Annotated in this window: 18 protein-coding genes and 1 riboswitch; of the genes, 12 read left to right on the top strand and 6 right to left on the bottom strand. The window is 68.5% G+C overall.

Annotated elements, in window-relative coordinates; genetic code table 11:
- Window positions 1-271: 271 nt before the first annotated feature.
- The 7 genes from Q9G87_RS01225 (at window position 272) to Q9G87_RS01195 (ending at window position 7,616) form a co-directional block, all read left to right on the top strand.
- Complete coding sequence (locus Q9G87_RS01225) at window positions 272-1,120, top strand: alpha/beta hydrolase (RefSeq protein WP_305914269.1); 849 nt, start codon at window positions 272-274, stop codon at window positions 1,118-1,120.
- A 266-nt stretch (window positions 1,121-1,386) separates the two neighbouring features.
- Window positions 1,387-2,526, top strand: coding sequence for a glycosyltransferase (locus Q9G87_RS01220; RefSeq protein ID WP_305914268.1), 1,140 nt, complete (start codon window positions 1,387-1,389; stop codon window positions 2,524-2,526).
- Complete coding sequence (locus tag Q9G87_RS01215; RefSeq protein ID WP_305914267.1) at window positions 2,523-3,527, top strand: glycosyltransferase; 1,005 nt, start codon at window positions 2,523-2,525, stop codon at window positions 3,525-3,527. The genes Q9G87_RS01220 and Q9G87_RS01215 overlap by 4 nt, the downstream gene beginning before the upstream one ends.
- Window positions 3,524-4,999, top strand: coding sequence for a glycoside hydrolase family 130 protein (locus tag Q9G87_RS01210; RefSeq protein ID WP_305914266.1), 1,476 nt, complete (start codon window positions 3,524-3,526; stop codon window positions 4,997-4,999). The genes Q9G87_RS01215 and Q9G87_RS01210 overlap by 4 nt, the downstream gene beginning before the upstream one ends.
- A 243-nt stretch (window positions 5,000-5,242) precedes the next feature.
- Window positions 5,243-5,833 (top strand): DUF5994 family protein, encoded by a 591-nt coding sequence (locus Q9G87_RS01205; protein ID WP_305914265.1) that lies wholly within the window; start codon window positions 5,243-5,245, stop codon window positions 5,831-5,833.
- Between the two features lie 119 nt (window positions 5,834-5,952).
- Window positions 5,953-6,276, top strand: a complete 324-nt coding sequence (locus Q9G87_RS01200; RefSeq protein ID WP_305914264.1) for an STAS domain-containing protein — start codon at window positions 5,953-5,955, stop codon at window positions 6,274-6,276.
- Window positions 6,277-6,719: 443 nt separating this feature from the next.
- Window positions 6,720-7,616: an oxidoreductase gene (locus tag Q9G87_RS01195; RefSeq protein ID WP_305914263.1), complete on the top strand. Its 897-nt coding sequence runs from the start codon at window positions 6,720-6,722 to the stop codon at window positions 7,614-7,616.
- Between the two features lie 70 nt (window positions 7,617-7,686).
- Here the strand turns inward: Q9G87_RS01195 and Q9G87_RS60495 are convergent, their stop codons facing one another.
- Window positions 7,687-8,064 (bottom strand): VOC family protein, encoded by a 378-nt coding sequence (locus Q9G87_RS60495; RefSeq protein WP_371825712.1) that lies wholly within the window; start codon window positions 8,062-8,064, stop codon window positions 7,687-7,689.
- A 691-nt stretch (window positions 8,065-8,755) separates the two neighbouring features.
- Between Q9G87_RS60495 and Q9G87_RS01190 the strand changes: the two genes are divergently transcribed.
- The 3 genes from Q9G87_RS01190 to Q9G87_RS01180 all read left to right on the top strand — a co-directional run bounded on the left by Q9G87_RS01190 (window position 8,756) and on the right by Q9G87_RS01180 (window position 10,618).
- On the top strand, window positions 8,756-9,502 hold the full coding sequence (locus tag Q9G87_RS01190) for a hypothetical protein (RefSeq protein ID WP_305914262.1): 747 nt from the start codon (window positions 8,756-8,758) through the stop codon (window positions 9,500-9,502).
- Window positions 9,503-9,986: 484 nt separating this feature from the next.
- Window positions 9,987-10,403, top strand: a complete 417-nt coding sequence (locus Q9G87_RS01185) for a flavoprotein (protein ID WP_371825711.1) — start codon at window positions 9,987-9,989, stop codon at window positions 10,401-10,403.
- A complete protein-coding gene (locus Q9G87_RS01180) occupies window positions 10,400-10,618 on the top strand; it encodes a helix-turn-helix domain-containing protein (RefSeq protein WP_371825729.1) in 219 nt (72 codons plus the stop codon). The genes Q9G87_RS01185 and Q9G87_RS01180 overlap by 4 nt, the downstream gene beginning before the upstream one ends.
- Window positions 10,619-10,764: 146 nt before the next feature.
- Here Q9G87_RS01180 and Q9G87_RS01175 read toward each other — a convergent pair whose 3' ends face one another.
- The 3 genes from Q9G87_RS01175 to Q9G87_RS01165 all read right to left on the bottom strand — a co-directional run bounded on the left by Q9G87_RS01175 (window position 10,765) and on the right by Q9G87_RS01165 (window position 13,183).
- Window positions 10,765-11,643, bottom strand: coding sequence for an MBL fold metallo-hydrolase (locus tag Q9G87_RS01175; protein WP_305914261.1), 879 nt, complete (start codon window positions 11,641-11,643; stop codon window positions 10,765-10,767).
- 12 nt (window positions 11,644-11,655) lie between these two features.
- Window positions 11,656-11,723, bottom strand: a riboswitch (guanidine-III (ykkC-III) riboswitch).
- Between the two features lie 7 nt (window positions 11,724-11,730).
- Window positions 11,731-12,312 carry an HAD family hydrolase gene (locus tag Q9G87_RS01170; RefSeq protein WP_305914260.1) on the bottom strand — a complete coding sequence of 194 codons (582 nt, stop codon included), beginning with the start codon at window positions 12,310-12,312 and terminating at the stop codon, window positions 11,731-11,733.
- Window positions 12,313-12,364: 52 nt separating this feature from the next.
- A complete protein-coding gene (locus Q9G87_RS01165) occupies window positions 12,365-13,183 on the bottom strand; it encodes an SDR family oxidoreductase (RefSeq protein WP_305914259.1) in 819 nt (272 codons plus the stop codon).
- Between the two features lie 83 nt (window positions 13,184-13,266).
- Between Q9G87_RS01165 and Q9G87_RS01160 the strand changes: the two genes are divergently transcribed.
- Window positions 13,267-13,809 (top strand): TetR/AcrR family transcriptional regulator, encoded by a 543-nt coding sequence (locus Q9G87_RS01160; protein WP_305914258.1) that lies wholly within the window; start codon window positions 13,267-13,269, stop codon window positions 13,807-13,809.
- Between the two features lie 31 nt (window positions 13,810-13,840).
- Here Q9G87_RS01160 and Q9G87_RS01155 read toward each other — a convergent pair whose 3' ends face one another.
- Both Q9G87_RS01155 and Q9G87_RS01150 read right to left on the bottom strand, forming a co-directional pair.
- Window positions 13,841-14,404 (bottom strand): TOPRIM nucleotidyl transferase/hydrolase domain-containing protein, encoded by a 564-nt coding sequence (locus tag Q9G87_RS01155; protein WP_305914257.1) that lies wholly within the window; start codon window positions 14,402-14,404, stop codon window positions 13,841-13,843.
- 80 nt (window positions 14,405-14,484) lie between these two features.
- Entirely contained in the window at window positions 14,485-15,537 is a 1,053-nt protein-coding gene (locus Q9G87_RS01150) for an aldo/keto reductase (protein WP_305914256.1), read from the bottom strand.
- A gap of 163 nt (window positions 15,538-15,700) precedes the next feature.
- On the opposite strand from Q9G87_RS01150, the gene Q9G87_RS01145 reads away from it, so the two are divergent.
- Window positions 15,701-17,386 (top strand): serine/threonine-protein kinase, encoded by a 1,686-nt coding sequence (locus Q9G87_RS01145; protein WP_305914255.1) that lies wholly within the window; start codon window positions 15,701-15,703, stop codon window positions 17,384-17,386.
- Window positions 17,387-17,391 lie beyond the last annotated feature (5 nt).

Below are 17,391 nucleotides of genomic sequence, written 5' to 3'. Positions count from 1 at the left end.
TAGGTGCCTCGTGGAGTGTGGGCTCATGGACGAGCGTTGGCGCTACTCGCTCGGCTGGCGCTGATCGGCCGGGTTATCAGCCAGGGAGATGAGCTGCGCGCAACCTCCCTGTTTCCCTCTGGTCCATGCTCGTGTGTCCTGGAGGGACGCCGGAGCGAACCCGCCCGGACCGGGGACGCCGCCGGCGAGCTGAGCTCCGACTGCCGCGTCGCGTCCCCGTAACGCCCACGGCTGCCGGTTACCAGACCAATGACCTCTCAGGAGTAGCTCCATGACCGGACCAGAGAACACCGGCGCCAAGCCTCCCATCATCCTCATCCACGGGCTCTGGCTGACCCCACGCGCCTGGGAGCACTGGATCGAGCACTACACCCAGCTCGGCCATCAGGTACTCGCGCCGGCCTGGCCGGGCATGGAGATCGAGGTCGAAGCGCTGCGCAAGAATCCTGAGGTGATGAACGGCCTCGGCATCACCGAGGTGGCCGACTTCTACGAGACTGTCGTCCGAGATCAGGCCCGGCCGCCCATCATCGTCGGCCACTCCTTCGGCGGCCTGATCGTCCAGATCCTGCTGAACCGCGGTCTGGGCGCCGCCGGCGTCGCGATCCACCCCGCTCCGATCAAGGGTGTGCTACGGCTGCCGCTCAGCAGCCTGCGCGCCGCCCTGCCGGCCCTGGCCAACCCCGCCAACCGCACTCGGACCGTGGCGCTGAGCCCCAGGCAGTTCCACTACGCGTTCACCAACACTCTGACCCCGCACGAGTCAGAGGTGATCTACCAGCGCTATCACGTCCCGGCTCCTGGCCGGCCACTGTTCCAAGCGGCCGCCGCCAATCTGCGACGGCATCCCGCCACCAGGGTGGACGTGCGCAATGACACCCGCGCCCCGCTGCTCCTGATCGCCGGCGGCGCCGACCACACCGTTCCCGCCACGCTGGTTCGCGCGACCTACCAGCGCTACCGCACGTCCCGCGCGGTCACCGACTACCAGGAGTTCGCCCGTATGCCGCACTTCGCCCTCGGCGCCCCCCAATGGGAACGAGTCGCGGACCACGCCATCCAATGGGCCGGCCGGAACGCCGCCAGACACACCAGGAAAACCCACGCGGACATCCCGTAGACGTCGCCACGCTGGACGAAGGCCGGCATTTTCCGCTGTGCCGACCGGAGGATCGCTGACCTTGGACAAGGTCAGCGACTGATAGTGTCAAATGGCCGCAGACCACGCCATCAGCTGAGGGTCGCGACCGCCGGGCCCCCGATATGAGGCGGGCCCCCGGTGCAGGCTCCGGGCTCCACCGCACAGGCAGACGGGGTAGCCGTCTTCACCGCGCGAGCCGCATCGGCGTGCGTTCTGGTGCGGCTGGATGACCGAAAGGCAGGGCAGTGGCCCTCACATACGGCTTTCTCAGCACGCACCCGCCCACCCAATGCGGGCTCGCGACCTTCAACTCCGCCCTCGCCGCCCATCTCACCAGGGGCGGTGTGTTCGGCGGGATCGTCCGTGTCACCGCGGAAGGCGACGACGAACGGCCTCAGCCGTGGGTCGTGCACACCTGGACTGCGAACACTCCCGGCGGGTGGAAGACCGCGGCCGCCGCTCTCGAGGACTTCGACGTAGCCATCGTGCAGCACGAATACGGCATCTACCCCGGCGCGGACGGCCGGGACGTCCTGCCGCTGCTGCGTTGCCTCATCGTGCCGAGCATCGTGGTCCTGCACACCGTCCTGGCCAGGCCCACACCTCAGCAGAAAGCCCTGCTCGAGGAGATCGGGGCCGCCGCCGGCGCGATCGTGACCATGACCGGCACCGCTCGTGACCGATTGACGGCCGGCTACCGGGTGGACGCCGGCAAGGTGTTCGTCATCCCGCACGGTGCCGCCGAGCATCTGCGGGGCCCAGCTCGGCGCCACCCTCGTCCGCATCTGCTCACCTGGGGCCTGCTCGGGCCCGGTAAAGGCATCGAGTGGGCGTTGCGCGCGCTCGCGCTCCTGCGAGGCCTCGACCCGTCACCGACCTACACGATCGCCGGAAAGACCCACCCCAAGGTGCTGGAACACCAAGGCGAGGCCTATCGCAACCGCCTGTATGAACTCGCCGCCCGGATCGGGGTGTCCAAGGCCGTACGACACGACCCTGTCTACCGGGATCAGGACTCGCTGAGCCGACTCATCCGCTCGGCGGACGTCGTCGTGCTGCCCTATGACTCAGCGGAGCAGGTCACATCCGGCGTCCTCATCGAGGCCGTCGCCGCGGGCGTGCCGGTCGTCGCCACCTCCTTCCCCCACGCCGTGGAACTGCTCACCTGCGGTCCAGGACTTCTGGTCCCCCACGGCGACCCCGCAGCGCTCGCCTCCGCCGTACGCCGTGTCCTCACACAACCCGGGCTGGCCGACGATCTCACCGGCCGTACCCGCGCCCTGATCCCGACCCTGCTGTGGCCCGCGGTCGCGGCCCGATACGACGGCCTCGCCCGGTCGCTCCTCGCGCAGAGGCCGGCCGCGACGGCCGCGGTGCTGCCGTGAGCACCGTCACTCCTGGATTCAGGCACCTGGTCCGGATGAGCGACGACACCGGCCTGTTCGAGCATGCCCGGCACGCCACCGTCTTGCGCCATCACGGTTACTGCACCGACGACGTCGCCCGCGGCCTCGTCGTCGCCAGCCGGGAGCCGCACCCGGCGCACCGCCTGACCCGGCTGAGCGAGTGCTATCTGGCCTTCCTCACGCACGCTCAGGATCGTTCCGGCGCGTTCCGCAACAGGCTCGCCTTCGACCGGCGCTGGAGTGACCGGCCAGACGTCGGCGATTGGTGGGGCCGGGCGATGTGGGGCCTTGGCACAGCCGCGGCCCGCAACTCCGCTCCGTGGATACGGAATGAGGCTCTGCGCGCCTTCACCCTCGGGGCCGAACAGCGCTCCCCACATCCGCGCGCCATGGCCTTCGCCGGGCTCGGCGCGGCGGAGGTCCTACGCGCCACCCCGGACAGCAGCGTGGCCGCAACCCTGCTGATGAACGCCGTGGAGACGATCGGTGCTCCCTCGGAGAACCCCTCCTGGCCGTGGCCACAGCCGCAGCTGACGTACGCCAACGCCGCTCTCGCCGAGGTGATCATCTCCGCCGGAGACCTGAGTGATGACCGGCAGCTACTCAGCGTCGGCCTGCGCATGCTCACGTGGCTGTGTGACATTCAGACGAAGAACGGCCGGCTCTCGGTCGTGCCTGCCGCCGGCTGGCGGCAGGGCGCGCCGCGGTCTCGCTACGACCAGCAGCCGATCGAGGTGGCCGCGCTCGCCGACGCCTGCGCCACCGCCGGACTCGCGACCGGTGACCCTTCGTGGCAGGAGAAGGTACGGGGGGCAGTGGAGTGGTTCCAGGGTGCCAACGACGCCGGCGTTCCGATGTGGGACCCGGCGACCGGCGGAGGCTACGACGGCCTGACCGAGCAAGGCCCGAACCTCAACCAGGGCGCGGAGTCGACCATCGCGCTGATCTCCACCATGCAACACGCCAGGCGGCTCGCATGACCACCAGGGATCTGGCCACACGGCTCGGCCCGACGCTGACTCCCGACCCGCGAAGAGTGATCATCAAGCTCTTCGTGCCCGGCGAGGACGCCGCGCTCACCCGTACCCGGGCCGCCGCGCTGATCGACCGCGTCCTCCTCCTCGATCACGACCAGACGACCGAGATGCTCCAGCGGACGCTGCGGCGATTCGGCGGGCGGCACCACGACCTTGAAGCGACCTTCGCCCATCACCACGACCTGATCCGCCATCGCGTCCCGCGCGACGTCGACCTGTCCCTGCCGGCCCGCCTCCTCGTGGGCGCCTACTTCAGTCACGAGTACGCCGTGGAGGCCGCCGCGGTGTGCAACCCGTCGATGATCCCCCATCCCGACCAGTCCGGCCTGAGCACCGGACAGCTCCGCGTGGCGATCAGCCTGCGGCAGATCGGCGAGGGCCATCTGTCCTCCATCGGCTTCACCACGGCAGTGCTCGGGCCCGGCTCCGACCTCGGCATCGCCGACCGCTCCGGGACGCTCTCCGTTGGACGCCGGCACCGGACCCATCATCGGCGCGACCTGCTCGCCGCCGGACTCGCCGACGACGCCTGGGACAACGAGGTGACGGCCAGCATGCTGCGATCCCTGCCGGAACGTTTCGAGGACGACGACTTCGAACACGCGATCGCCCAGCTCCCCACTGACCTGCTCACTCGCACCAGCACGCAGTCGACCCTCGAAGAGATGCGCCGCGCGACGCGCTTGGACTACGCCGTGGCATTCCCCGCCGAGCTCCCACTTCACCGGCGAGTCCTCTGGCCGGCGACCGCAGCCGAGTGCAACGGCATGGAGGACGCACGATTCGTACGGATCATCGACGAAGACGGCAGGCCGTCGTACCGCGCCACTTACACCGCCTACGACGGGCAGCACATCCGTTCTCACCTGATCACCAGCGACGACCTGCGCCATTTCGAGATCACTCCCATGCGCGGCCCCGCCGCAGTGAACAAGGGCATGGCGTTGTTCCCCCGGCTGGTCGGCGGACGCAGGCTGGCGCTGTGCCGTTCCGACGGCGAGACCACCGGACTCACCGCCCTTGACCGGCACAACAGGTGGCAACGGCCGGTACCCCTGCACACCCCGCGCCGCGACTGGGAACTCATCCAAGTGGGCAACTGCGGATCCCCCATCGAGACCAGATTCGGCTGGCTCGTCCTGACCCACGGCGTCGGCCCCATGCGCGACTACGCCATCGGCGCCCTGCTGCTCGACTCCCACCAGCCACAACGCGTCATCGCCGAACTCCCCGGCCCACTGCTCACCGCCGACTGCACCGAACGTGAAGGCTACGTGCCCAACGTGGTGTACTCCTGCGGCGGCCTCCTCCACGATGACGCCGTGTGGCTGCCCTACGGGGCGAGCGACACCCGCATCGGATTCGCCCATGTGCCGCTCGACACCCTCATCAAGGAGATGCATCCACCACAGTGACGAATGGCCGCCCATCGCATGTGGCCCTTCCGCCTGCGGACTGCTTTCACGACCGAGATCGCCATGCGGCTAGCCTGCTGTTCAACGGCCCCAACATGATCAAGCCGGCCAGCTCATTCGCGGGCGATGAGGTAGAGTAAAGGCACCGAGGACATTTCGAGCGTTGGCACTCAGGCTGGCGTCGCCCGCGGCGAACCAACGCTACCGGTCCCTCTGCGGAGGGCCTGGACGGGTCAGGCGACCATGACGCCGATACTTCTTTCTCAACGCACACCGCTCAGCTCCGCCTCATCCGCGATCCCTCAGGTCGATTCCGCGCTACGGCTCAGTCTCCACCCGGTGCTGGATCGACGAGCCGTGGTGAACGGGGCCTGGTGGCCCTACTCCCGCGACGCAAGGGCCGAACTGCCTGGCCTCATCGCCGCCGTGGACCAGCTGCTTGGCCGGGTCACGCTCCGCATCAGTGTGCACCGGGACGCGTGGCAGCGCGTCCCGCGCCGGATCCCGGCACGCGGGCGGCAGGTCCGGGTCGGCTGGTTCCACCACGCCGATCCGCGTGTGATCATTCTATTCTTCGCCGCCGCCGAGCCGGTCGTCCTGCTGACCATCCCGCCGGGCACCACCACCGGCCCTGCCGAGGCCACCCTCAAGCTCACCGCCCAGGACACCACCGGCTGGACTATCGACGCCATTTTCACCCTCGCGCACCTGCCGCCCGACCCCGCTGTCCGCGCGACGCCCGCCGGCAGTTCGGCCCACTGGGAGAACGAGGCCGGATCGGTCACCGAGCAGGAGGCGCAGTCCACCGTCAGACGGCCGTCAGCGCCGGCGTGACCACGTGCCGCCTGCCGGCCAGATTGAGCGGTTCAGGCACTGCCCGTTCTGGCAGCGGACCGATCTCCGGCCGGCAGGCTCCTCATCCCATTTTCAGCCTCTCCGAACAGGAGACTTCCATGACCGTCATCGACACCGCCCCATTCCACGGGGCGTCCGCCTCCGCGTCCACCCTCGTGCACCTGGCCGGGAACATCGACATCTTCACTACAGCGCAGCTGCGCCAGCGACTGGTGAACGCCCTTACCCACAGCTCCAGCCTGCTCATCCTGGACCTGTCCCAGGTCACCTTCTGCAGTGCCGGCGGGCTGGGTGTGCTGCTCGGCGTGCAAGGCCGGGCCCGGGCACGGGGCATCACGCTGGCCTTGACCGGCATGCCCCCGTTCATGGCCCGGCTGCTGCGCGTCACCGGTCTGGATCGCCGCTTCCCGATCGTGGCGTGAGCCGCGATGCCGACCCCCTGGCCCGACCACGGGCCGGGGCTTTGCTGGGAGTGGCATGCCGTGAGCTGCCCGAAGGCGCGTCGCTCTCGGAGCCGATGACCGGGATCTCGGCGGCCGCCACGTCCGCCCACACGACACGATGGCCGCATGCGCGGTAGCGATGCCAGTGCCGATCGGCCACACTGGCGGCGATGTCGGCCGGGCTACGGTCGGACCCGAACAGGTTCACGCGCCGGTTGCCGGCGATGGCCAGCACGTAGCCGAGGTCAAAATCCCGGCCCTCGGATCAAGCTGATAAACTGATCATTACTGTTTGAGCCTTCTTGGCCGGAGCAACTCCGCACGGGGAGGCTTTTTTCATGCCCGGATCCGGCCAGACCCGATGACCGCGGGCGCTCACACACCTCTCCGGCAGACTCCTAGGCAAGGACATACACCTGATCATGACTACACAGACGAACACCGCCGCGTCGGCGGGCACCTGGGACCTCGGCAACCTGACCGTCAACCGGATCGGGTTCGGAGCGATGCGTCTGACGGGCAGCGTCGCCTTCGGCCCCGGTATCCCGGGCGACCGCGATCGTTCGATCGGCGTGCTGCGGCGCGCGATCGAGCTTGGGGTCAACCACATCGACACCGCCGCGTTCTACTTCTCGCCGCACCTGTCGGCCAATGAGCTGATCAACCGAGCGTTGGCCCCCTATCCGGACGACCTCGTCATCGCCACGAAAGTGTGGCCGGCGCGTGATCCGTCGGGTGGATGGTGGTGGGCCACGCCAGAGCAGTTGCGCGGTCAGGTCGAGGAGAACCTGCGCCAGCTGGGGCGTGACCATCTCGACGTGGTGAACCTGCGCATCCCCCCAAGCCGGAAGACCGGCTCGATCACTGACCATTTCGGCGCGCTGGCCGAGCTTCGCGACGCTGGGCTCATTCGCCACCTGGGGATATCCAACGTCACACCAGAGCAGCTGGCTGAGGCCCAGGCCATCGCGCCGGTGGTGTGCGTGCAGAACTCCTTCGGCATCGGCGCGTCGGCCGGCGAACAGGAGCTCCTACGCAGCTGCGGCGAGCAGGGTATCGCTTACGTGCCGTTCTTCGCGATCGCAGGCGCCGGGCGCGAGGCAGGGGCGACCGCCACGGAGCACCAGGACGTGCTCGCCATCGCCCATGCGCACGGCGCGACACCCGCGCAGATCCGGCTGGCCTGGACGCTGCAGCGAGGGCCGCATGTGCTGGTCATCCCGGGCACCGGGAATCCGCACCACCTCGCCGAGAACGTGACTGCCGGAATGCTGCGGCTGTCCGACGACGAGATGGCCCATCTCCAGTCCCTCGGCTGACAGTGAAACCGCACCCACGCCGTACGCGATCACGTTCTCAACATCGAAGATCGCATCGGTCTTAGCCGTGTCATGGACAAAGTCGAAGGGGCTTACGGGTCTCTGCCGGTGCTCGCCAGTCGCCGCACATGGCTCGCCGACACCCACACATAGCGACGTCCGCTTGTCGCCGGCCATCTGGACCATCACGTTGAGGTGTGAACCGGCTGGTAGGCCTCGTACCGCTGTAGCCACTGTGCTCGGACCTGCGGCGGATGGGCATCTCAGGCACCTTGATGAACAACAGGTCGGCCACGACGCAGTCTTCGCGACTACCTTCGGGTGGCTCGACGACCCACTCAGGATCTTCGTCTTGGCTGATCACCCAATCCAGTACCTCTGCCCAGAACCTGGCCAGTCGTCCGGGATCTTGGGAATCGACGATTAAGGCACCGATACGCAGTCCCATGGCATCACCGTAGGACACTGCGACCGCAGCCGTCGACAGCGCGGTCGCGTCGTCGGCGGGCGGCGCGGATCTCGGGTGTCAGGGATCTTGTTGTCCAGCAGTGCGTACAGCTGGGTGGTCTCGGTGGAGGCGTGGCCGAAGCGGCGGCGGAGGCCTCGATGGGCAGGGCAGCGCAGCCGAGTTCGGCGGGGACCAAGGCACAGGGACGGGAGTCTTCTTCAGGTACTGGTCACAGCTGGCCGAAATTTCGCGCTTGGATCGGCCGCTGTTCGCGGCCCGATCTGAAGGCCGTATTCGTCTGTCTCGTCGGGGTCCCGGTACACGTCGTTGCCCCAGTCGCTCATGGAGAAGTCGCCGCGATGCTTGCGGTGCAGAGGGGCACGCCAAGCGGTGCTCCCGCCACGGCCCTGCTCCGGTTGCGCTCAGAGCCACGCCCCGCCGCCCGCGCTTACTAGACTTATCCCGCCACGTTCGAGCCGTAACCCGTCGACGGGCGCGCCAAACAGGCGATTCCTACTCGCTGTGCTCGGCCTGCCGGCCCTGCTTCGGACTCATCGCACCGGACCGAGCGGGGCCTTTGGGGGAAGCCATGACCGGCCGCGCCGCACGCCCGCGCCTTCGACCCGCCCGGCCGGAGCGGCGATTACGGCCGTGCTCTGGACGTGACCTACTTGCGGCAAGATCGCGGCTTGTGAAAAAGACAACGATCACAGCGATGGTGGCCTGCGGCTGCCTGCTGGCGGCGGCCGCGCCCGCCCAGGCCGCTCCCAAGGATCCCGTACGCGCTCTCAAGAGCAAGCTCACCTCCGGGCACGGCGTGCGGTTCACCGAGACGACGACGCTCTCGGGCGACGACAAGATCAAGCTTCAGAGCCGCAAGGGGACGTTCCAGTTCAATGCCCAGGGCGTGGCGGCCTCCGACATCACCGCCACCCCCGTGGGCCGCCCTCGCGAGCGCACGATCAGCATCGGCAAGGTCAGCTACACCTCGGGCGGCATGTGGGAAGACCGCTTACCGGAGGGCAAGTCCTGGCTCAAGAGCAACGGCCTGCTCGGCGGCGGCAGCGGCTTCTACGGGCAGGTCATCAACCCCGTCGAGCCGAAGACCCTGGCGGCGCTGGTCAAGAAGGGCAAGCTGAGCGGGAGCACGCTCACGGGGAAGATCACCTTCAAGGAGCTGGAGAAGGTGTCGCGCTGGTTCGGGGCGTCGATCCCGCTGCGCATGCACAACGACACGAAGGTCTCCTACACGCTCACGCTGACCTCTGCCGGGCTGGTGAGCAGGGTGAAGTCGTCGTACGCGGCCACCGGCGTATTCGACACCAACGGGTTCGAAGGCAAGACGATCACGATCGACAGCCGCTTCACCGGGTGGGGCGCCAAGGTGTCCATCAAGGCGCCGGATCCCGAGACGGTGACCACCGACGCTGGCGGCTGACCGCCCCGGCCCCCGGGGCCCGGCAAGCGACCACCGGAGGCCTGGGCCCGCAGCCGGGCGCTTGCTCTCGAGGCGCGCGAGGGGCAACCACGCGCTCGCTGGCCGAAGTCCGCTGCAACTCATCACGGCCAAGGCCCGCCACAAGAACCCCCGCACCGGCACGCAACATGCCTTGAGGACCGTCAACGTGCCTCACGTGTCAGAAGAGACCATGTCGATCTGAGCTGCGAGAACGGACCCACAACCCCAGATAAATGGTCTGCCGACGACGGGGTCGCGCTCGAGCACCAGATGCTGTCATCCGGACCGGGGAGCGCTGCTGGCTCGTGGCGCCGTCGTACGTGTCGCGTGCCGGGCTGCGGCCTAGAAGGGGATGATCGGCACGCCGAGGTGACCGTCCGCGGCAGCCTGCCACAGCATGGACAGCGGGGCAGCAAGCTCCGTTCCACGGACAGCACAGTGCCGGCGAATTACGCTGACGATCGTGTCCGTGTTGCATGTGGTCACCAGCGCGGCCCCGTCCCATGCCGGATCCATCGCCGATCTCGTGGTCAAGGCAAAAGCCTCCCGTTGGCGGGTGCTCGTCGTCTCTACCCCCTTGGGCCTACGGTTCTTCGATCCGCTGCAGCTTGAGGAGCTGACCGGGGAGCCGGTGCGGAGCGACTTCGCGCTCGGCCTGCTGTGTGAGCTGACTGGTTACGGGGTGCCGATCGTGGCCGTGCCCATGCTGAAGCCCGCCCTCGCCACGCACCTGGCTTTTGAGCGCAGTCTCGACGTTCTGAGGCAGATGGGCGTGCGGGTGTTGTTCGATCCCTCGGCGCCCTATGAGAGACGTATGCCTGCCTGGGACGATGTCCTTAGCGAGCTGAACCAGTTGATCGGTGGCACGTCGCCGGTCTGATCGGCCGGTCGGAGAGCTGGCTCAGCCAGGTCGAACGCGGCGTACGCCGCATCGACAGCCACAGCGTGCTGGTGGAACTGGCGCGCGTCCTCGGCGTAGGCATCGCCGAACTGACCGACGTCACCCACCCGGCCGGCGAATCGGCGGTGAGGACGGTGCGGAAGGCCGGGGCCTCGGCAGCGCTACGGCGATCATCAGCCTGGTGGCGGGGGTGAGCCTGGTCGCGGCGTTCGCCCGGCACGCCCTGCGGACCAGAACCGCCCTCTCCTCGATCTCCGGCTCTTCCGTCACCGCTCGTGCGCGCTTGTGGCGAGCCTGACGTTCGGGGCGCTGGGGACTGGACCTCGTCTGTTCGCGTCGCTCAGGCGCTGGGGCACAGGACGAAGAGCGGGAAGGCGCGGCGGCTGGGTTGGTCGCCGATCTCCTTCAGCGCTGCGCGGATCTCGTGCAGGTGACCGGTGGTCATCTGCAGTGGGGGCTCGTCGGGCTGGTAGACAGTGCGGATCGGATAGTCCATGCCCGGTTGCCGGGTCATCTCGATGTGGCAGCCGAGCACGTGGGTGACCGTCCGGAGATCGCAGAAGTCGATCAAGCGATCGATCGTCCGGGTGAATGCCTGCCAGTCCTGAATGTAGAGCCGGCCGGGGTAGACCGTGTCGCCGGTGAGGAGGAATCCGGTCCACGGGTCGTAGAACGTGACCGCCGCTTCGTGGTGGCCCGGGGTGGCCAGACACTCCAGCACCCGGCCTCCCAGGTCGACCTGCGCCACGGCAGCGGGGTGGTCGGCGAATTCGAAGTACGCCCAGGCAGTGGCCAGGTCCGCGCCGACCACCGTGGTGTCGGGACGATCGGTGAACTGGCCGTCGCCCGCGATGTGGTCACCGTGCGGATGGGTGTGGAGCACTAGCAGGTGGTACCCGTGCCGGGGGTGACGGGCGAGCCAGGACTCAATGAGCTCGTCGACCACCCGGCGAAGAGGGAAGAAGTCGGCGGATTCGGTGGCTCCGGTGTCGATCAGCACCGCCTGGGTGTTGCCGAAGAGCAGGAACAGGAACGGCGCCTCGTAGTCGATCGCCATGTTCTGCCGGAGGATGAACGTGTGCTCGTCGTAGGCGTGGACCTGGATGTCCGGGTCGGTGTTGTGCTTGGCCGACGGCGAGCCGTGGATCCACCGGACATCCAACGCACGAGGCCGGGGAGTCGCTGCGGTGAAGTCGATCAGGGAGGTGTGGGCACCCAAGACGTCTCCTTGAGTGCGTCGTCTTGGCGGGCCGGGTACGGCGCACATCTCGTCCGGGGCAGGCACGTACGAGCCGCCACGGCGACGCTACCACGGCAACCGAGCGGCGAGGTCCGCCACCGTTCGGTAGTGGACACCGGTCATGCCGAGCGATGTGGCCGCCTCTACGTTCTCGAGCCGGTCGTCCACGAACAGGCAGCGCTCGGTGGCGGCGCCGGCGAGTTCTGCGGCGATCTCGTAGATGCGCTGGTCGGGCTTGGCCACCCCGACCGTGGCGCTGCTGACCACGGCGTCGGCGAAGTGGGTGAGTCCGATGCGGTCCAGGTGCTCGTCCAAGGTGTCCGTGGCGTTGGTCACCAGCACCACCGGCACTCGCTCCTGTGCCTTCGCCAGCAGCGCCTTGACGTCCTCATCCACCGTGAACGGTACGGCGATGAACTCGGCGACCGCGAGCCTTGCCCGTTCGTCTCCGCCCAGGGCGACGACGACCGACTCCGCCCACTTCTCCTCGCTGATCAGGCCGAGTGTGGCCGGCCCGATGAGGGCTGGGTCGAAGGCGGTCCGCATCAGCGGCAGCCCGTAACGGGCCTCGATTTCCGCCTGAACGGCATGGTCGAAGTGGCGGAGCACGCCGTCAAGGTCGCAGAGCACAGCGTCGAAAGGCATCATGGCCCTCCATTGTGCGGTGTTGGGGGGCGCCTCACAGGTTGTGGCCCACGGGTCAGGACAGGCCCAGTGCGCGCAGCCGCAGGGCGTCGAGGGTGTATTGGGGGAGGATGCGGCCGAGCGTGCTCATCAGCCGTGATTTCTTGCCGACCGGGTAGCGCGAGCGCGGCTTGCGGGCGGTCAGGGCGTGCAGGACGGCGCGGGCGACCACGTCGGGGCTGGAGCCGGAGCGCTCTTCCTTCAGGCCGCTGGTGACCATGGTCCGGTAGGCGGCGCCGTACAGGCGTCTGCCTTCCTCGCCGATGGCGGCCAGGCGGGGTTCGACCTCGCCTTCGAGCTTGTCGACGGCGGCGGTGTGGATGGAGCCGGGTTCGATGAGGACCGCGCGGATGCCCCAGGGCTTGACCTCCATGCGCAGCGCGTCGTTGAGGGAGCGGATGGCGTGTTTGGAGGAGCACAGGGGGCCGCCGAAGGGCAGGGTGATCCAGCTGCCGACCGAGCCGACGGTGACGACGCGGCCTTTCGAGGCGCGCAGCTTCGGCAGCATGGCCTGGGTGACGGCCACCTGGCCGAAGACGTTGACCTCGTACTGCCGGCGCAGCGCGTCCAGGGAGACGAACTCCAGGGGGCCGGTGACGCCGATGCCGGCGTTGTTGACCAGGGCGTCCAGGCGATCGATCGTCCTGACCGCTTGCGCGATCTGGCCGGGGTCGGTGACGTCCAGCGTGATCGGGGTGACCGTCGGGCCGAGCGCCTGGCCGTCGGCCTCCTTGCGGACTCCGGCGTAGACGGTGAAGCCCTCGCGGGCCAGCAGAAGGGCGGTGGCCCGCCCGATTCCGGTGGAAGCACCGGTGACCAGCACTGTCTTCGACATGGCGTGCTCCTTTCGGCTCATGCCAACAATTGTTGACCTAACGTGCCCACAAAGTCAACACGTGTTGGCCTACACTTGCTGGCATGAGGAGATCGGCAGGAGAGACCAAGGCGGCCATCCTGGCCGCCGCCCGCGAGCGCTTCGCCGCCGACGGCTACGAGAAGGCGACGATCAGGGCGGTCGCCGCCGACGCGGGCATTGACCCGGCGATGGTGATGCGGTACTTCGGCACGAAGGACAAGCTGTTCGCCAGCGCCGCCGAGTTCGACCTACGCCTGCCCGACCTGAGCCAGGTGCCGCGCGAGCGCCTGGGCGAGATGGTGATCCGGCATTTCCTGGAGCGGTGGCACGCCGATGACGTGCTTCAGGTCCTGCTGCGTACGGGGGTGACGAACGAGACCGCGGCCAGGCGCATGCGCGAGGTCTTCGGCGGCCAGCTCGCGCCGGTGACCGCAGTCTTCGCGGGGGACCAGGCGGCGACCAGGGCGGCGCTCGTGGCCTCCCAAGTGCTGGGGATGGCGCTCTGCCGCTACATTCTGAAATTTCCTCCCGCGGCCGACATGGCGGACGAGGAGGTGATCGAGTGGCTCGCGCCGACTCTCCAGCGCTATCTGACCGGCGGCTGAGTCTTGTGTTCCTCCGCGATGAGGAAGGAGATCAGCAAAGGTGGGCCAGCAGCCTATCCAGCGGCCGCGGCACGCGATCGAGATCGAGTGCCGCGGCGAGCAGGCCAGAGTAGCGGATCTTGCGGCCACCGCCTGATCCCATGAACCGGCGCAGCTGGTCGTGAGTGGCGCTCCCGCGCCATTCGGGTTGCTTCTGAAGCGTGCGAAATGAGCGGAGCTCGCCCTCGGCGTCAATGACGCGCTCAACCGTGGCGGTGCCGAGGGCGCGGATCAGCTCGTCTTCCAGGTCAGCGACGCACACGAAGAATCCGAGCGCTTCCAGATCGCTTCGGCTGAGATTGGATCCCAGGCCGGCGCGCTCGAGAACCCTCCGGAAGTCGCCTTCCTCTCCGACGTCGCACAGACCGGCCAGCCGGAGGTTGCGACCGGACGGGCCGAACCTGCCGATATATGTCCCGATATTTGTGGCACCGCCCATCGCCACAAGGGAGATGCCTTCGGCCGCCAGGTTCCGGCCACGGCGCTCGGCCAACGCTTGAATGGCCGACTTGTCACTGACGCCCTCGACCAGGACCACGGTTCGCGTGTCGCTCACGAGCCCAGCCTCGCACCGAACCTGGAGGGGTTCATCCCGTTTTACGCGTGACGATAAGCGGGGATGGTGAGGGGATGCGGTCAGGCGGCGGCGCGTTCGTCGGCGGGCCGGCGACGCAGGCGCGCGTGCTGGATGGCGGGTGGGTTGTAGGCCATGTCGAGCCGGCCGATGTCGGTGCCGGGCGGGACGATCTCGTCGATCCGGTCGAGGATCTCGTCGGTGAGCTTGACGTCGACGCCGGCGAGCAGGTCGTCGAGGTGATCCATGGTGCGTGGTCCGATGATCGCGGACGTGACGCCGGGGTGGGCGATGGCGAAGGCCATGGCCAGGTGGGTCAGCGAGATCCCGGCGTCCTGGGCGACGGGGATGAGCTGCTCGACGGCGTCCAGGCGGCGCTCGTCGCTCAGATGCTGGAAGCCGAACTGGGACCGGTGTGTGGCGTTCTGCTGGTTCTTGCGGTAGCGGCCGGTGAGCAGGCCGCCGGCGAGCGGGCTCCAGACCAGGGTGCCCATGCCGTACTCCTGGGCCACGGGGAGGACCTCGCGCTCGATGCCGCGGTTGAGGATCGAGTACGGAGGCTGCTCGGTGCGCAACCGGGTCAGGCCGCGCCGCTCGGCGACCCAGTGGGACTGGACGATGTCCGAGGCGGGCAGGGAGGAGGTGCCGATGGCCCGGACCTTGCCGGCCCGCACCAGGTCGGTGAGCACCGAGAGGGTCTCCTCGATGTCGGTGTCGGGGTCGGGCCGGTGGATCTGGAACAGGTCGACGTAGTCGGTGCCCAGGCGGCGCAGCGAGCCGTCCAGGGCGCGGATCAGCCAGAGGCGAGAGGCTCCCGACCGGTTCGGAACGACCGGGGTGGCGCCGCTGGGGTCAAAGTTCACGGGGAACCTGGCCTTGGTGGCGAGCACGACGTCGTCGCGGCGGCCCTTGAGTGCCTTGCCCACGATCTCCTCGGACTCGCCGTGGGAGTACATGTCGGCGGTGTCGATGAAGTTGATCCCGGCGTCGAGGGCCCTATGGATAATCTTGATCGAGTCGTCGTGGTCGGGGTTGCCGACGGCCCCGAACATCATGGCGCCGAGCGCGTAGGGGCTGACCTTGATGCCGGTCCGGCCGAGGGTGCGGTACTGCATGCGGTTCTCCTGGGTTTGTTGTGGTCGAGGGTGTGGTGAGCGATCTGTCGGTGCCGTACGGTAAACCGAAGCGGAAAGCTATTCCGGAACTATACGGAAAGGCTTTCCGGTTAGCAAGCGACCTAAGCCGATCTTGCGGAGTGATTGCGTGACCATTCATGGCATGGTCGAGGACCGAGTGCCGGAGGGCATCGGCGACTACCGGGTCGTGGCGCGGTTAGGCGAGGGCGGCCAGGGGTCTGTCTTCCTAGGGGAGTCGCCCGACGGACAGCGTGTGGCGATCAAGATGCTGCATGCGCGGTACGCGGCCGATGCCGACACGCGGCGCCGCTTCCTGCGCGAGGCGGAGGTCGCGGCCCGGGTCGCCGCGTTCTGTACCGCCAGGGTGATCGGCACCGGCCTGGTGGCCGAGCGGCCGTACATCGTCAGCGAATACGTCCCGGGGCCGTCCCTGGACGAGCTGGTCAAGCGCGACGGTCCGCGGACCGGCAGCGGGCTGGAGCGGCTGGCGGTCTCCACGTTGACCGCGCTCGCCTCGATCCACAGCGCCGGGATCGTGCACCGCGACTTCAAGCCGAGCAACGTGATCCTGGGACCGGAAGGGCCCGTCGTGATCGACTTCGGCATCGCCCGCGCCATCGACCACGTCACGAGCAACACCTCGCTGTTGGGGACGCCCGCGTACATGTCTCCCGAGCAGCTCTCGGCCGAGACGCTCACCCCGGCCTCGGACATGTTCTCCTGGGCCGGCACCATGGTCTTCGCCGCGAGCGGGCGAATCCCGTTCAGCGGCGCGGTGGTGCCCGCGATTCTGCACGCCATCCTGCACGCCGAGCCCGAGGTCTCCGCTGTGCCCGGCCCGCTGCGCCCGCTGGTGCTCGCCTGCCTGGCCAAGGACCCGACGGCGCGCCCGGCCGCCGCCCATGTGCTCCGCGATCTCACCGGCCGCGCCAACACCAGCGGCTACGACAACCGTGTCGCGCCGGCGGGAGGAGCGGGGCGGCCGACGCCGACGATCCAGCTGCAGGGCAGGCACGACACTGATCCGGTCGCGCCCCCTCAGGGGCACCGTGCGCCGCGGCGGCGGACGCCCTGGATCAAGATCACAATAGCGGTCGCAGTGTCGGCCGCCGCCGTGACTGCGGGGGTGGTGTTCTCGCCGTCTCTGCTCGGTGGGCCGGTCACCGCCGAGCCGAGCAAGTCGCAGACACAGCAGGCGCAGGCGCCACTCCCTCCCGTACTGGACCTCGCGGCGTTTCCCAAGGTCGACGGCTTCGACGAGTTCGCCGGCGACACCTCCGGCCGATATACCGTCTACCAGCCGTTCCCCGACGAGCAGAAGCCGGAGATCAGCGTGGGTGGAGGGCGGTTCAGCGGGAGCGGCTCGGCCCCGTTCTTCGCTCTGGTGGCCGGGCCGAGTGCGCCGTCCTCCGGCCGGGCGGTCAGCATCGTGACCGTCGGAGGCCTCGCAGGAAGCGGCGAGACCGAGGACAGCCTCTTCGCCGGCTGGGTGAAGGACCGGAGCAACTACGTCACCGTGTGGTACAACAACACCCGCCAGACCAGCGGGATCGACGTACGCCTGAACGGCGAATTCGTCCACGTGCCCAACGAGATCCCGCTGCGCCTGAGCCCGGGAGACCGCTTGGCCTTGGAGATGACCGACCAATCCGTCACGGCCTACGCGGAGCAGGCCGACACGTGGCAACGGCTGCACAGCATCGCCATCCCGCTCCTCTTCACGACGGGGCAGGAGCGACAGCGGTACCACTACGGCTTCGGCCTGCGCGGCACCACCGGCACGATCAGCGTCACGGGGACGGAGGGCCGGAGCGCCGCCCAAGGGTGAGCGCG

Source organism: Nonomuraea turcica (genome assembly GCF_030718205.1).
Classification (GTDB): domain Bacteria; phylum Actinomycetota; class Actinomycetes; order Streptosporangiales; family Streptosporangiaceae; genus Nonomuraea.
This window is presented reverse-complemented; position numbering and strand designations above follow the sequence as displayed.

Excerpts from the sequence above, each read along its gene's own strand:
- Q9G87_RS01165 (WP_305914259.1), bottom strand. The coding sequence starts at position 13,183 with ATGTCGAAGACAGTGCTGGTCACCGGTGCTTCCACCGGAATCGGGCGG.
- Q9G87_RS01170 (WP_305914260.1), bottom strand. The coding sequence starts at position 12,312 with ATGATGCCTTTCGACGCTGTGCTCTGCGACCTTGACGGCGTGCTCCGC.
- Q9G87_RS01195 (WP_305914263.1), top strand. The coding sequence starts at position 6,720 with ATGACTACACAGACGAACACCGCCGCGTCGGCGGGCACCTGGGACCTC.
- Q9G87_RS01160 (WP_305914258.1), top strand. The coding sequence starts at position 13,267 with ATGAGGAGATCGGCAGGAGAGACCAAGGCGGCCATCCTGGCCGCCGCC.
- Q9G87_RS01210 (WP_305914266.1), top strand. The coding sequence starts at position 3,524 with ATGACCACCAGGGATCTGGCCACACGGCTCGGCCCGACGCTGACTCCC.
- Q9G87_RS01145 (WP_305914255.1), top strand. The coding sequence starts at position 15,701 with ATGGTCGAGGACCGAGTGCCGGAGGGCATCGGCGACTACCGGGTCGTG.
- Q9G87_RS01150 (WP_305914256.1), bottom strand. The coding sequence starts at position 15,537 with ATGCAGTACCGCACCCTCGGCCGGACCGGCATCAAGGTCAGCCCCTAC.
- Q9G87_RS60495 (WP_371825712.1), bottom strand. The coding sequence starts at position 8,064 with ATGGGACTGCGTATCGGTGCCTTAATCGTCGATTCCCAAGATCCCGGA.
- Q9G87_RS01200 (WP_305914264.1), top strand. The coding sequence starts at position 5,953 with ATGACCGTCATCGACACCGCCCCATTCCACGGGGCGTCCGCCTCCGCG.
- Q9G87_RS01205 (WP_305914265.1), top strand. The coding sequence starts at position 5,243 with ATGACGCCGATACTTCTTTCTCAACGCACACCGCTCAGCTCCGCCTCA.
- Q9G87_RS01225 (WP_305914269.1), top strand. The coding sequence starts at position 272 with ATGACCGGACCAGAGAACACCGGCGCCAAGCCTCCCATCATCCTCATC.